General features: G+C 68.6%; 11 protein-coding genes and 1 pseudogene. 8 read left to right on the forward strand and 4 right to left on the reverse strand.

The genetic code is table 11. The features are described 5' to 3' along the window. The first annotated feature begins 319 nt into the window (after positions 1 to 319). Positions 320 to 1,456, forward strand: a complete 1,137-nt coding sequence (locus ABIC70_RS07670; RefSeq protein ID WP_043382090.1) for an S-(hydroxymethyl)glutathione dehydrogenase/class III alcohol dehydrogenase — start codon at positions 320 to 322, stop codon at positions 1,454 to 1,456. 134 nt (positions 1,457 to 1,590) lie between these two features. Further along, positions 1,591 to 2,424 (forward strand): S-formylglutathione hydrolase, encoded by an 834-nt coding sequence (gene fghA, locus ABIC70_RS07675; RefSeq protein ID WP_043382092.1) that lies wholly within the window; start codon positions 1,591 to 1,593, stop codon positions 2,422 to 2,424. Positions 2,425 to 2,772: 348 nt separating this feature from the next. Here fghA and ABIC70_RS07680 read toward each other — a convergent pair whose 3' ends face one another. The 3 genes from ABIC70_RS07680 to ABIC70_RS07690 are packed head-to-tail and all read right to left on the reverse strand — an operon-like array spanning position 2,773 to position 5,610. Beyond that, positions 2,773 to 2,967 (reverse strand): hypothetical protein, encoded by a 195-nt coding sequence (locus ABIC70_RS07680; protein WP_139239460.1) that lies wholly within the window; start codon positions 2,965 to 2,967, stop codon positions 2,773 to 2,775. Between the two features lie 44 nt (positions 2,968 to 3,011). Continuing rightward, complete coding sequence (locus ABIC70_RS07685) at positions 3,012 to 4,376, reverse strand: LLM class flavin-dependent oxidoreductase (protein WP_354439340.1); 1,365 nt, start codon at positions 4,374 to 4,376, stop codon at positions 3,012 to 3,014. A 13-nt stretch (positions 4,377 to 4,389) separates the two neighbouring features. Next, on the reverse strand, positions 4,390 to 5,610 hold the full coding sequence (locus ABIC70_RS07690) for an acyl-CoA dehydrogenase family protein (protein WP_043382265.1): 1,221 nt from the start codon (positions 5,608 to 5,610) through the stop codon (positions 4,390 to 4,392). A 405-nt stretch (positions 5,611 to 6,015) separates the two neighbouring features. On the opposite strand from ABIC70_RS07690, the gene ABIC70_RS07695 reads away from it, so the two are divergent. From ABIC70_RS07695 to ABIC70_RS07720, 6 genes and pseudogenes are all read left to right on the forward strand, one after another. Further along, the gene (locus tag ABIC70_RS07695; protein ID WP_107088705.1) at positions 6,016 to 7,005 is read left to right on the forward strand and encodes an ABC transporter substrate-binding protein; all 990 of its coding nucleotides are present in this window, start codon (positions 6,016 to 6,018) and stop codon (positions 7,003 to 7,005) included. A gap of 4 nt (positions 7,006 to 7,009) precedes the next feature. Beyond that, positions 7,010 to 8,053 carry an LLM class flavin-dependent oxidoreductase gene (locus ABIC70_RS07700; RefSeq protein ID WP_053608937.1) on the forward strand — a complete coding sequence of 348 codons (1,044 nt, stop codon included), beginning with the start codon at positions 7,010 to 7,012 and terminating at the stop codon, positions 8,051 to 8,053. 14 nt (positions 8,054 to 8,067) lie between these two features. Then, a complete protein-coding gene (locus tag ABIC70_RS07705; protein ID WP_354439342.1) occupies positions 8,068 to 9,405 on the forward strand; it encodes an LLM class flavin-dependent oxidoreductase in 1,338 nt (445 codons plus the stop codon). A 176-nt stretch (positions 9,406 to 9,581) separates the two neighbouring features. Beyond that, entirely contained in the window at positions 9,582 to 10,382 is an 801-nt protein-coding gene (locus ABIC70_RS07710; RefSeq protein WP_236952827.1) for a MetQ/NlpA family ABC transporter substrate-binding protein, read from the forward strand. 669 nt (positions 10,383 to 11,051) lie between these two features. Beyond that, positions 11,052 to 11,714, forward strand: a complete 663-nt coding sequence (gene rnhA / locus ABIC70_RS07715; protein ID WP_354439343.1) for a ribonuclease HI — start codon at positions 11,052 to 11,054, stop codon at positions 11,712 to 11,714. Between the two features lie 219 nt (positions 11,715 to 11,933). Beyond that, a pseudogene (locus ABIC70_RS07720) lies at positions 11,934 to 12,226 on the forward strand (IS630 family transposase); the annotation flags it as partial. 18 nt (positions 12,227 to 12,244) lie between these two features. On the opposite strand, the gene ABIC70_RS07725 reads toward ABIC70_RS07720, so the two are convergent. Then, a complete protein-coding gene (locus tag ABIC70_RS07725) occupies positions 12,245 to 13,915 on the reverse strand; it encodes a SulP family inorganic anion transporter (protein WP_354439345.1) in 1,671 nt (556 codons plus the stop codon). Positions 13,916 to 13,979 lie beyond the last annotated feature (64 nt).

The following is a 13,979-nucleotide window of genomic DNA, read 5'->3' on the forward strand; positions in this document are numbered from 1 at the left end:
CCGTGGGCATGGCCGAGCGGAGCCTGGGACAGCCACGGGTCGATTTCGGCCAAGGCAACTGGTCCCGTCGGCGACGGACCTGGTGCAACCGTCGCAGTCGGCGCACGCCATGCACGGTGCGGATGCGACCCATTCCCCGGATCTGCCGGAACCGGGACGCCAGGGTCAAAATGCGGACGCAGACGTTGCATCCGAGCGCCAGAAGCATCACACACGCACCAGATTTCCGGACCGTTCGGTGCGCCGCCCATGAGCGAGGCGCACCGAAGAGTCGGCAGTTCGGCGCCGTCCGTGATCGTCCAGACAACAGGAACTTGTGATGAAGACGCGCGCGGCTGTCGCGTGGGAGGCCAAGAAGCCTCTCACGATCGAGACCATCGACATCGAGGGGCCCAAGGCCGGCGAGGTTCTCGTCGAGCTGATGGCCACCGGGATCTGCCACACCGACGCCTACACGCTGTCGGGCCTCGATTCCGAGGGCAAGTTCCCGGCGATCCTCGGCCATGAGGGCGCAGGCATCGTCCGCGAGGTCGGCGCCGGCGTCACCACGCTGAAGCCCGGCGACCATGTCATCCCGCTCTACACGCCGGAATGCCGCAACTGTAAGTCCTGCCTGTCCCAGCGCACCAACCTGTGCACCGCGATCCGGGCGACCCAGGGCCAGGGCGTGATGCCGGACGGCACGAGCCGCTTCTCCTGCGTCTCGACCGGCGGCAGCCCGGGCGGTTCGAGCACCGTATTCCACTACATGGGCTGCTCGACCTTCTCGAACTTCACGGTCCTGCCCGCCATCGCGCTGGCCAAGATCCGCGAAGACGCCCCCTTCGACAAGATCTGCTACATCGGCTGCGGCGTGACCACCGGGATCGGCGCAGTGATCTACACCGCCAAGGTCTGGCCGGGCGCCAACGTGGTTGTGTTCGGTCTCGGCGGCATCGGCCTCAACGTGCTCCAGGCCGCCCGGATGGTCGGTGCCGACAAGATCATCGGCGTCGACATCAACCCGGAGAAGCAGGCCATGGCCCGCAAATTCGGCATGACCGACTTCATCAATCCGAACGAGGTCGGCACCGACAAGGTGGTCCAGGCCATCGTCGATCTCACCGGCGGCGGCGCCGATTTCTCCTTCGACTGCACCGGCAACGTTCACGTGATGCGCCAAGCCCTCGAGTGCTGCCATCGCGGCTGGGGCGAGTCGATCGTCATCGGCGTGGCGGAAGCCGGCCGCGAGATCTCGACCCGTCCGTTCCAGCTCGTCACCGGCCGCGTCTGGAAGGGTTCGGCGTTCGGCGGCGCGCGCGGACGCACGGACGTGCCGAAGATCGTCGACTGGTACATGGAGGGTAAGATCAACATCGACGATCTGATCACCCACACCATGCCGCTGGAGGAGATCAACCACGGCTTCGACCTCATGCACGAGGGCAAGTCGATCCGCTCCGTGGTCGTGTACTAAGGAAGACAGATCCGGGGCTCCCCCGCCTGCGAGGTCGGGGAGCCCCACGCACGCCCCCGCATTCCCGGAGCCCCGGTGCCCGCGATCCGGCCCCCGAGCGGGGCTCTCGACGCCCGAGCAGGAGATCACAGCTGATGGAAACCGTCTCGAAGGCCCGCGCCCACGGCGGCACGCAGGGCGTCTACAAGCACGACGCGCAGACCACCGGATGCCCGATGACCTTCGCGGTGTTCGTGCCGCCCCAGGCCGAGAAGGGACCAGTCCCGGTGCTGTGGTACCTGTCCGGGCTGACCTGCACGCACGCCAACGTCATGGACAAGGGTGAGTATCGCAAGGCGGCAGCCGATCATGGTGTGATCGTCGTGGCTCCGGATACCAGCCCGCGCGGCCCCGGGATCCCGGACGAAGAGGGCAACTGGCAGTTCGGCTCCGGTGCCGGTTTCTATCTGGACGCCACCGAGGCGCCCTATGCGAAGAACTACAAGATGTGGAGCTACGTGACTGAGGAGTTGCCGGCCCTGATCGCGCAGGAATTCCCCGCCGATCTGTCGCGCCAGGGCATCTTCGGCCATTCCATGGGCGGCCACGGGGCGCTCACCATCGCGCTGACCTACCCGGAACGCTTCAAGTCCTGCTCCGCATTCGCGCCGATCGCACAGCCGTCCACGGCCGGCTGGTCGAAGCCTGCCTTCGAGAAGTACCTCGGGTCCGACCCGGCCGCCTGGCGCGCCCACGACGCCACCGCGCTGATCGAGGACGGCAAGCGCTTCCCCGAGATCCTGGTGGATCAGGGCACCGCCGACAGCTTCCTTCAGGACGGTCTGCGCCCCTGGCTGCTTGAGGAGGCCTGCAAGAAGGCCGGCATCGCGCTGACGCTGAACATGCGCGAGGGCTACGACCACTCCTACTTCTTCATCTCGACCTTCATGGCCGACCACATCGCCTGGGCTGCCGCGCGCCTGAAGTAAGTTTGTCAGCACCCTCGGCGCAGTCGGGAAGCGATGCTTCCCGACCTCGGGTGGAAGACGCCGTCCTGGGCGCCCGCGGAGGCTCGATCCCCCCGCTTTCGGGAAGCCCAGGCGGTTTTCCGCATGCCCGACATGGATCAGTTGGAGCTCGTCCGCTTGTGCAGCGCGCCCTCTGCAAGGCGGACGTTTGACTTCCGGCCAGACCAACGCACGCCGGATCTCCGAAGCCCCCAACACCGCGCATCCGGGTTTGCGCTCCATTCGGCTGAACGGCGAGGGGCAGAAACGTCCCCCGAAGCCGGCACGGTTCCGGGGCGAGATCGATCCGCTTCACGTCCCGGACCGGAATCAGGCCGACCGACTGGCGCGACGTCTGTCAGGACAGGATCCCGGCGGCGCGCCGGGACATCTCGGGACCTCGTCGTTGCGAACCCAACGGTCGCCCTGATCAATCGGGTGTCCGGCCACCAAACCGGCAACGGCGGCGACACCGCCCTCCAGAAAGCGCCGCCGGGCGGGGATATCGGTGTCGTCGTCGGTCATGGCCGTGCGATCCGAAGTCGAAGGCGCTTGCGGCCGGGGCACGGTCATGCCGCTCCCCGGTCGGAGGCGGCGTGCGGGGTGGAGAACCGGTCGGCGGGACGCGGCAGGCCGAGATTCTCCCGCAGGGTCGTCCCCTCGTATGCCTCCCGGAACAGGCCCCTTCGGCGCAGTTCGGGGATCACCAGGGAAACGAAATCGTCTAGGCCTCCGGGCAGGGTCGGCGGCATGATGTTGAAGCCATCCGCGCCATAAGCCTCGAAGCGCTCCTGCAGGGCGTCCGCGATCTGCGCCGGCGTGCCGACGATCGTCCAATGTCCACGGGCGCTGGCGGCCCGCAGGTACAATGCGCGGATCGTCAGCCCTTCGCGGCGGGCGAGACGGAGGAAGAGATCCTGACGGCTCTTGCCGCCGTCGGTCTCCGGAAGATCCGGCACGAGGGCATCGTCCGGGTAGGCGGAGAGATCGGCGCCGATGAGCTGCTGCAAGAGCGCGCGGCCGACCACCGGATGAATCAGCTCCTGCAGGGACGCGAATTTGTCCTGCGCCTCGGCCTCCGTCCGGCCCACGACGGGGAAGGCGCCCGGCATGATCTTGAGGTGGTCGGGGTTGCGGCCGTGGCGTGCCATCCGATGCTTCACGTCGCCGTAGAAATCCACCGCGTCCTCCAGGGTCTGCTGGGCGGTGAAGATCACTTCGGCGGTGCGGGCGGCGAGGGCTTTGCCCGCCTCCGAAGAGCCGGCCTGAACCACCACGGGATGCCCCTGCGGCGGCCGGGGGACGTTGAGCGGCCCCCTCACCGAGAAATGCGCGCCCGCGTGCGCGAGCAGGCCGAGCTTGTCCGGGTCGAAGAAGCGGCCGGTCTCGCGGTCGCGCACGAAGGCGTCGTCCGCGTAGGAATCCCAGAGACCGCGGACGACGTCCACGAATTCCTCCGCTCGGGCGTAGCGGTTGGCGTGGGCGAGATGGCTCTCGCGGCCGAAGTTCCAGGCCTCGCGCGGATCGGCGGAGGTGACGAGGTTCCAGCCCGCCCGGCCGCCGCTCAGGTGATCGAGCGAGGCAAACTTCCGCGCGACATGGAACGGCTCGTTGTAGGTCGTGGAGGCGGTCGCCACGAGCCCGATGCGCTCGGTGACCGCCGACAGGTGGGACAGCAGCGTCAGGGGCTCGAACTGGCCGACATAGCGGATCGCCGTGCGGCTCAGGGCGTCAAGATCGTCCCCGCGAATGCTGACGCCGTCCGCGAGGAAGAGCAGATCGAACTTCGCGGCCTCCGCGATCCGGGCGATCTGCCGGTAATGGGCGGCGTTGATCCCGGCATCGGCCTGGGACGACGGATGCCGCCACGCGGCGACGTGGTGGCCGCCGGGATACAGGAACGCGCCCAGGCGCATGCGGTCGCGGCGTGCCATGCCCGTCGCCCCCTCACGCCGAGCCGACCCGGTATTGCCGGGGCGGCGCCTCCCCGGAAATCGCGAAGGCGCCGACGGAGCGGTCCCGGTAGATCCGCGGGTTGTGGGAGGCGATGGTGCGGGCGTTGCGCCAGTAACGGTCGAGCCCGTTCCCGACCTTCACCGCCGAGGCGCCCAGCGCGTCGAACAGGCTCGTCGTCGCGCTCAAGATCAGGTCGGTCACCACGCTGACCGCTTGGTTGACCTCGACATCGGCGAGCGTCGCCTGACGCTCCACGTCCGGCGATCCGGCCCGGTGCGCGTCGTGGACCCTCTGGAGGGCCTCCGCGACCTTCAGGACGATCGCGCCCGCCGCGTAGGCGTTGGCACGCACGCGCCCCACCACCGCCTGGATCTGCGGGTCGTCAGCCGTCCGCCCGGCATTGCCGTGGCTGTAGACGCGGGTCCGCTCGGCCACGAGCCGTGCCACGTCGTCCGCCGCCGCCCGGCCGATCCCGGCGAGCGTCGCGAGATGAACCAGCTGGAAGAACGCCATCGCATAGGGGAAACGGGCCGGATCAGGCTTGATCAGGTCGGGGGCGAGCACCACGCCTTCGAAGGTCGCGGTGCCGCTGGCTGTGAGCGACTGCCCGAACCCGTCCCAATCGTCGACGATGGTCACCCCCGGCGCGCGCACCGGCACCGCCGCCGTCACCGGGCCGCCCGCCTCGTCATCCGCCGAGAGGTGGATGTAGTCCGCGAACAGCGAGCCGGTCGTGTAGAACTTCCGGCCGTCGACCACGCGGGCACCGTCACGCTGGCGCACCACCGTGTCGAATGCGCCGACCTTGGCGGGGCCCGTCTCCGAGACGCCGCTGCCGATCGTCTCGCCCGCGCCGATCCGCCCGATCCAGGCCGCGCGCCATTCGGGCGAGGACGAGCAGAGCGCATCCTCGGTGAAGCCGAAATGCGCCCGCAGCGCATTGGTGACGTTGGAATCGGCGCTCGACAGCTCGATCAACAGAGCGAACAGTTCCGACAGGCTGGCGCCGTGGCCGCCCTCGGACGGCGCGAGGCGCAGCGTGGTGAAGTTGGCCTCCCGCAGCCAGCCGATCTCGGCATGGGGCAGTCGGCGTGTCCGATCCCGCTCGACCGCCGTGGCGCGGATCTCGGCGAAGACCGGCCGAAACCGGTCCGCGAGTTCCTCGTAGCGCCCGCTCGGCCCCGCACCCCAGCCCGCTTCCGTCTGAGACATGAACACGACTTCCCGATTCCGGCCGACGGCCCGACAGCGATGCCCCTGGAATCGGTGAGTTGTTCCCGGATCTCAAGCCGAATGGTCTTGCACTATCCGTTTTTGGAAACTCGGTCTTGCAAGGAAGACGCTTCGGAGATTTTCATTTTCTTCAACGTCCCAGAGAGAAAAGGCTGCCTCTTCGGGCCCGTGATTCGTGGACGATCCGACAAAGATCGATCGTCGGCGCCGAATTCCGAACTGTCGGGCGTCGACAGCGAAAGAATACTTTTCCGAGCGCCCGTCGAGGAACGGTCTGCCATGCTGCTACGGCAAATCGAAAACACGTTTCATTGATCCGGCGCCCCCAGGCGGCTTTCAATACGGGGCCGGCCTCTTCTTTCCCTGCCGCGTTGCGAGCCTTCGATGACCGACGAGACCCTCTGGCGGATCGCGCCCTCCCGCCGCTCGCTCCTGCGCACCGGACTCGGCGGCGCGGCCGCCGTCGCGCTCGGTGCCCCCGCCGTGCACGCGGCGCCGCGCGAGGTGAAGATCAGCATGCAGCGCTCGTCGGTGCTGTTCACCGTGCTCAAGGTGAAGGGCACGCTGGCCGAGCGGCTCGCTCCGCTGGGCTTCACGCCGACCTGGCACCTGTTCACCAGCGTGATCGAGCCGATGAATGCCGGCGCGGTCGATATCCATGCCGACGTGGCCGATGCGGTGCCGATCTTCACCCAATCGGCCAAGGCGCCCCTCACCTTCTACGCCCGGGAGCGGGGGGCGCCATCGGCCGAGGCGATCATCGTGCCGGACGAGTCGCCGATCCGCACCGTCGCCGATCTGAAGGGCAAGACGGTCGGCGTCTCGCGCGGCTCGGGCAGCCATTACGTGCTCGCCGCCGCGCTGAAGCGCGACGGCCTCACGCTCGGCGATATCACGCCCGCCTATCTTCAGGCGCCGGAAGGTGCCGTGGCCTTCGAGCAGGGCCGCCTCGATGCGTGGTCGATCTGGGATCCGTTCCTGGCCTTCGCGGCGGCGAAGCGCCCGGTGCGGGTCATCGCCGACGGCAGCGGGCTCACGAGCTATCACCGGTACTACCTCGTCAACGATAGCTTCGCCGCCGCGCAGCCGGAGGTGGTGGCGACCGTCTACCGCGCGCTCGCCGAGGCCGGCGCGTGGATGAAGGCGAACCCAGTGGAGGCCGTGGCGCTGCTGGCTCCGATCTGGGGCGACCTGCCGCCCGCCGTCGTGGCCGCCGCCAACAGCCGCCGCACCTATGCCGTCGAGCCGGTGGAGCGGGCGCAGCTCGGCGAGCAGCAGGCCATCGCCGACGTGTTCTACGAGGCGAAACTCATCCCCCGCCGGATCGACGCCACCGCCGTGCCGATCTTCGCGATTCCTCCCGGCCGGGGCTGACGCCATGACGGGTTCACCCCGGTTCGGCATCTGGGCCGCCGTCCACGGCTCCCGCGCCGCCCACCATGATCCCGACGAGCCGGACGATGCCAGCTGGGAGCGCAACCGGGCCTTGGTGCTGGAGGCGGAGGCGCTGGGCTTCGACGCGGTGCTGGTCGCGCAGCACACGATGAACCCCTACGATCCGCAGCGCGATCAGCTGGAGGCCTGGACAGGAGCGGCGGCACTGGCGGCCCTGACCCGGCGCATCGAGATCATCGCGGCGATCAAGCCCGGGCTTTACCACCCCGTGGTGCTCGCCAAGATGGCGCTGCAGATCGAGCATATCAGCGGCGGCCGCTTCGCCCTGAACCTCGTGAATGCCTGGAACAAGGCCGAGTTCGAGCGGGCCGGGCTGCCCTTCCCGGCCCATGACGAGCGCTACGCCTACGGCCGCGAGTGGATCGGCCTCGTGGACCGGCTGATGCGCGGCGAGCGCGTGACCGTCCAGGGCCAGCACTTCCAAGTGGAGGAGTACCAGCTCCGCCCGGCCGGGACCTTCCGGGCGCGGCCGAGGATCTATCTCGGCGGCGAATCCGAGCCCGCCCGGGCGCTCGCCGCCGACCATGCCGATGTCTGGTTCATCAACGGCCAGCCGCTCGCGGAGGTCGCGGCGCTGATCGAAGACGTCGCCCGCCGCCCTGCCCCCAATGGCCCGCTGCGCTACGGCCTCTCGGCCTTCGTGATCGCCCGCGAGACCGATGCGGAGGCGCAGGCCGAGCAGGACCGTCTCCTCGACCTCGCCCAGCGCGACGCGGCCCTGCGCGCCGACACCCGGGCCCGCACCGATGCCGCGAGCGTCATGTTCGCCAAGACCGATGCGGCCGCCTCTCGGCATGTCGGCACCAATGGCGGCACCGCCGCCGGGCTGGTGGGCAGCTACGAGACTGTGGCCCGCCGTCTCCGCGACTTCCACGCTGCCGGCATCGACCTGTTCATGCTGCAGTTCCAGCCCTTCGAGGCCGAGATGCGCCGCTTCGCCGAGCAGATCCTGCCGCGCGTCCGCTGATCCGGAGAGAGTCGATGAGCGGCCGTCAATTGCACCTCAACGTCAATGTACTGCATGCGGGCGTCTACCCCTCCGCGTGGCGGCTGCCGCAGAGCCAGCCGGATGCCTTCCTCGACCTCGACCACTTCGTGCGCGTCGCCCGCGTCGCGGAGCGGGGCAAGCTCGACGCGGTCTTCCTGGCGGACACGCCCGCCATCAACGACCAGATCGACCACCGGCCCTTCAACGCCCTGGAGCCGACCGTCTTGCTCGCCGCGCTGGCCACCGCGACGCGCCATGTCGGCCTCGTGGCCACCGCCTCGACGACCTACAACGAGCCGTTCAACCTTGCCCGCCGCTTCGCAAGCCTGGACCTCGTCAGCCGGGGCCGGGCGGGCTGGAACGTGGTGACGACGGCCGATGCCGCCGCCGGCCGCAATTTCGGCTTCGCCGGCGCTTCGGAGCACGGGGCACGCTACGCCCGGGCGCGAGAATTCACCGATCTCGTCCACGCGCTGTGGGACAGCTGGGAGGACGATGCGTTCGTCGGCGACAAGGCGAGCGGCCGGTTCATCGACACGGCGAAGGTCCATGCCGTCGAGCACCGCGGCGCGCATTACGCCGTTGCCGGGCCGCTGACGGTGCCACGGAGCGCGCAGGGGCGCCCGGTGACCTTTCAGGCCGGAGGATCGGAAGACGGGCGTGAACTCGCCGCTGCCACCGCGGACGCGGTGTTCTCCCTGGCGCAGACCATCGAGGACGGCACCGCCTACGCCCGAGACCTGCGGGCGCGGGCCGCGCGATACGGACGCCGACCGGACGCGCTCGTTATCCTGCCGGGCCTCGCCACGGTGATCGGCGCGACGGAGGCCGAGGCACGCCGCCGCCAGGACGAACTCTGGGACCTCGTGCCGGTGGAATACAGTCTCGCCCGTCTCGCCGGGACGTTGCGCCTCGACCCGTCGCGGCTCGAACTCGACAAGCCACTGCCGGAACCGCTTCCCCTGCCGCCCGACGCCAACCACACGATGTTTCTCGGCACGCTCGCCCTCGCGCGCCGGGACCGGCTGACGGTCCGCCAACTCCTGCGGGCGCTGGGCGGCGGCGTCGGCCACCGCATCGTCGTGGGCACGCCGGAGGCGATCGCCGACGACATCGAGGCCTGGTTCCGCGCGGGCGCGGCGGACGGCTTCAATCTGATGCCTGACGTGCTGCCGGATGGTCTGGAGACTTTCGTGGACGCGGTCGTCCCGATCCTCCAACGGCGCGGCCTGTTCCGTCGCGACTATACCGGCGCCACCCTGCGCGACCATCTCGGCCTGCCACGGCCGGCGAGCCGCTTCGCCGCCACGGACGCCGCGGCTTCGGCATGATCAAGTGCAGCAGCATCAGGCTGAGAGAATTCCGCTCTCGATCTTCCCGACGACACGAGAAGCAAGACCTACAGAAATGCGAAAGTTCGACAGTCGATACTCTTGATTCCACGGAGCACCGAGCGATAAGAATATAAGCATTATCGTTCAAGAATTTTCTTCGAGAAGCGTGCGCCGTGCCCCAATACTCCCGTCGTCTCTTCCTGTCCGGCGCGCTGGCCCTGAGCATGGCGCCGGCGCGCGCCGCGACGGCTCCCCTGCGTGTCGTGGCCTCGTCCGTACCGCATGCGGAGATCCTCGAGTTCGTCGCCGACAAGCTCGCCCCCGACCTGCCGCTCAAGACCATCGAGATCTCGGGCGATCTCCGCCCGAACGCCCTGCTGCGTGACGGCGACGCCGACGCCAATTTCTTTCAGCACGTACCCTTCCTCCGCTCGGAGGAAGCCGCGATGGGCGTGCGCTTCGCCGTCGTCGCGGCGGTGCATATCGAGCCACTGGGATTGTACAGCCGCCGGGCCAAGTCGCTCGCGGACGTGCCGGCCGGCGGGACCGTCGCCCTGTCGAACAGCGTGTCCAACACCAGCCGAGGCTTGTCGCTGCTTCAGGCCAACGGCCTGATCCGTCTGCGGGCGAAGGACGCGGGCGTGAACGCGACCTTGGACGACGTCCTTGAGAATCCGAAGAACTTCCGTTTCGTCGAGATCGCGCCGCCGCAATTGCCGCGCTCCCTCGATGACGTGGCGATCGCGGTCATCAACGGCAATTACGCGCTGGAAGCGGGGCTGGAGCCCGCACGGGACGCGCTGGCCCTCGAACGCGCCGAGGGCAATCCGTATGCGAACGTCCTCGTGACGACCGAGGGTTTGGCGAAGGATCCGCGCATCCAGCGTCTTGCAACGCTGCTGACCTCGGCCGAAGTCGCGGCGTTCATCCGCAGCCGCTACCGCGGCTCCGTGATCCCCGTCCGGAATTCATGACCGACCACGGTTGCGGGACGACGGAGGTTCGGTGCGGGGGCAGTCCGGCCTCTGCCTCGGGGCCGGCGTCCTCGCCCAGAATGCGCCCAGGGAATTCCGGATCGGCTACCAAAAGTTCGGCCTCATCGTCGCCGCCCGGCAGCAGGGCCTGATTGGAAAGCGGCTCCTATCGCGACTTCGCATCGCAGGTCGCGGCGTTCGTCGGAGACCCATCGGGGGACCGGCGCGGTCGCCCCGTGGACCGCGACGTCTTCGGTAAGCAGAGCCGTCCTGCATGCCGGTGACCACGATCCCACCGTCTCCGCGCCCACCGATCGACTCCGATGGGCGGAGGGCTCTCGGAGTGACCGCATTCGATGCGGTGCGCGTCGTTCGCAAGGACGTGCTCGGGTCGCAGGCGGCTCCGCGCATTGCCCAACCGATCGGGTTTTGATCTAAGCGCTGCAGGGTGGCCGCTCCGTGAGGAGCAGCGGATTTGCGAGCCCCGCGATCGTGCTGACGGGCGCCTCGCAGGCCCGGCCTGCGGCGTGGCCGGGGCGACAGGTGTGCTGCCCGGCTCGCAGCTCTCCAGCGGCACCGGCCGGGGGTGGGTATACCGTCCGTCAGCCGATTTCGGGCATGGATGGCGGCCTCCCATCGACCACACCAAACGGAAGGGCTGACGCCACGATGCGAACGATCGTTTATGCCGACGGCGGTTGCGACCCTAACCCCGGGCCAGGTGGTTGGGGGGTCGTCGTTGCGGCCCCGGACGGCACGGTCGAGCTGTGCGGCGGAGAACCCGGTACGACGACCAACAACCGCATGGAGCTGACGGCCGCGATCAAGGGTCTCGAGCATTTCCCGGCCGGAGCCGCGATCGAGATGCGGTGCGACAGCCAGTACGTCGTCAAATCCGTGACCGAGTGGATGCGCGGGTGGAAGGCGAAAGGCTGGCGCACGACGACGGGTGACGTGAAGAACGTCGACCTCATGAAGCGCCTCGACGAACTGAACGCGGCGCGCGACGTGAAATGGACCTGGGTCCGGGGGCATGCCGGCGACCGTCTCAATGAGCGCGCCGACGCTCTCGTCCACCGAGGCCGCCGCGAAGCGAAGCTCGGCAAACCCGAATCGCGGACCCATGCTGCGCCCATACCTGCCGCGACCCCCGCATCGGCTTCGCCGAGCCAGGGTGGGGACCTGCGCGTCGATCTTGCGCTGGGTCTCCAGATCACGCGCGCCGCAAAGGCGGCGGGCGTCACGCCCGACGCTCTGGTCGACGATGCGATCCGCTTCTACCTTGAGATCGGGCCTCGCGAGGTCGCACGCCTGCGATCGAGCCGGGCCTAGTGGCCGAGGCCGATCCAATTCGCCTTGTGGATGTGTTCGCGGATGAGCGCGATCGCGCGGTCCTGGGTCTCGCCGACATGACGCCGGCTGCGACGGGCCTGCGCGACATTCATCCCGCGACGCTGCCGAAGCTTTACCTAAACTCGCAGGGGCACGGGAATGGTCGGCTACGGCGTGCAGGCGGCCGTCGAGACGGAGCGTCTGCTGTTCGCCGCCCACGCGCTCAAGCATGGTGATCCGGTGGTCCTCGGCAATCGGCCCGCCCGCAAGGTCGGCGGTCTCCGCGCGCCTATCGAGGCGGCCGGCGGACGGTTGCTCTACCGACCGGCCGACTCTTTCGGCTTCAATCTGATCGGACTCGTCTTCGCCCCGCTCAAGGCCAGACCACGCGCCGAGGCAACCCGCACGGTCAGCGCCTCCTCGGACACCATCAGACGCCCGTCCTCGGGCGCTTCTCCACGGCCGAGTGCCGCAACTTTCCCGCGGCCGCAGGCTCCGACTCTGACGATCCGGTCAGATCCGATGAAGCGCTAGTCCGGCGCCGAACGCGGATGAAGCTCCCTGTATCGCGCGATGGCTGCCCGCGTGTTGAACAGCAGGCGATCCGGACCGAGTTCCTGATCCAGGCCAGCGCGCCGCACCATGTCGAGGACGCTCGGATTGAGGTCCACGAGCCAGACCGTCACGTCGGTCCGCCGTACGCCCTCCTGCAGCATCTGCAGCGCCGAATACTCGATGTCTGGCACACGGCTGAGGTCGAGGGCGACGACGCGCGGCGCACGGTCGGCGACCAGCGTCCGGATCCGATCGGCCACGTTCTGCGCGTTGGCGAAATAGAGGCGGCCTTCGGGACGCAGTATCAGAAGGCCCTCGAACGTCTCGTCGTCGGGGTGCTCCGGAGACAGGGGGCGCAGGACATCGGCCCCCCGCTTGCGGACAATGATCGAGACCCGCGGATGGGCGGTCTGGAGGGCAAGGCCGAGGAGCGAGAGCACGATCGCCACGACAATGCCCTGGAGTGTTCCAAAGACGAGCACACCGAGTGCCGCCACAATCGCCCAGCGGAATTCCATGTGCCGTACGTGGTAGATGGCCCGGAACTCCTCCGGCTGAATGAGGCTGGCTGAGTAGACGATGACGATCGCCGCGAGGGTCGCCTGCGGCAGGAGACTGAGGATCGGAGCCAGGAACAGCATCGTGGCGAGAGCCGCCCCGGCCGTCACGAGCGAGGCCACTTGTGTCCTGCCGCCAGCGGCTCGGACGACACCGGTCTGAGACGTTCCGCCGCCGGCCGGCATGCCCCCGAGCAGGGCTCCCCCCAGGTTCGCCAAGCCCGTGGCGACCAGTTCGCGATTGGCATCCAGCGGCGGATCGCCGGGCCTCACGAACGCCCGTGCCGCGGCGATGCTCTCCGTGAAGCTCATCAGGGCGATGCCCATCGCGCCCGGCAGGAGTGCTTGAGCGAGCGCTGGGTCGGGCAGGCTGAAAGAGGGCAGGCCCTGCGGGATTGTCCCGACGGTCGACACGCCCGCGGCGCCGAGATCCAGCAGCCATGAGGCAATGAGGGCAGCCGCCACCGTGACCAGAGGGGCTGGCGCGTGCGGCTTGAGCCATTCCATCCCGACGAGCACGGTCAGCGTGGTCCCTGCGACGGCCAAAGTCGGCAGGGAGGTTGCGGGCAGGTGCTGAACGAGGCTCACCACGTCCGCAAGGAAGGACTGTTTCGCGACGTGCAGCCCGAGGAGCTTGGGAGCTTGGTCCAGCAGAATGACGGCTCCGATGCCGGCCTTGAAGCCCGTGAGCACCGGCAGCGAGATGAAGCTGGCGACGAAGCCCAGCTTCAGCAGTCTGGCCGCGAGGAGCAGAATTCCGACAAGTGCCGTCAGCGTCGCCGTCGCGGTGACGAGCTTCGCCGGATCGCCGTCAGGGACCACGCTGCCGAGTTCTGCCGCGGTCAAGATGGCCAGTGTCGTCGTCGAGCTGACGCTGAGCACGCGGGACGAGCCCAGAAGACCGTAGATGAGCGCGGGAACGAAAGCCGTATAGAGGCCGACCGCTACCGGCAGTCCAGCCACGGTGGCGAAAGCCATCGCCTTGGGCAGGACGACGGCCGCAGCCGTAAGGCCTGCCACCACGTCGAGCCGAATCTCCCTTGGCGCGTCCTTCCGGACTGGATGTGGCGTCGAACCGAAGTCCTTCATGTGCGCTCCTCCGCGCTCGGCGTGGGCACGAGGATCGATTCTACCAGTGCTTCGACGATTCCCG

This window comes from Methylobacterium sp. 1973, assembly GCF_040545035.1.
In the GTDB taxonomy this organism is placed as follows: Bacteria; Pseudomonadota; Alphaproteobacteria; order Rhizobiales; family Beijerinckiaceae; genus Methylobacterium; species Methylobacterium fujisawaense.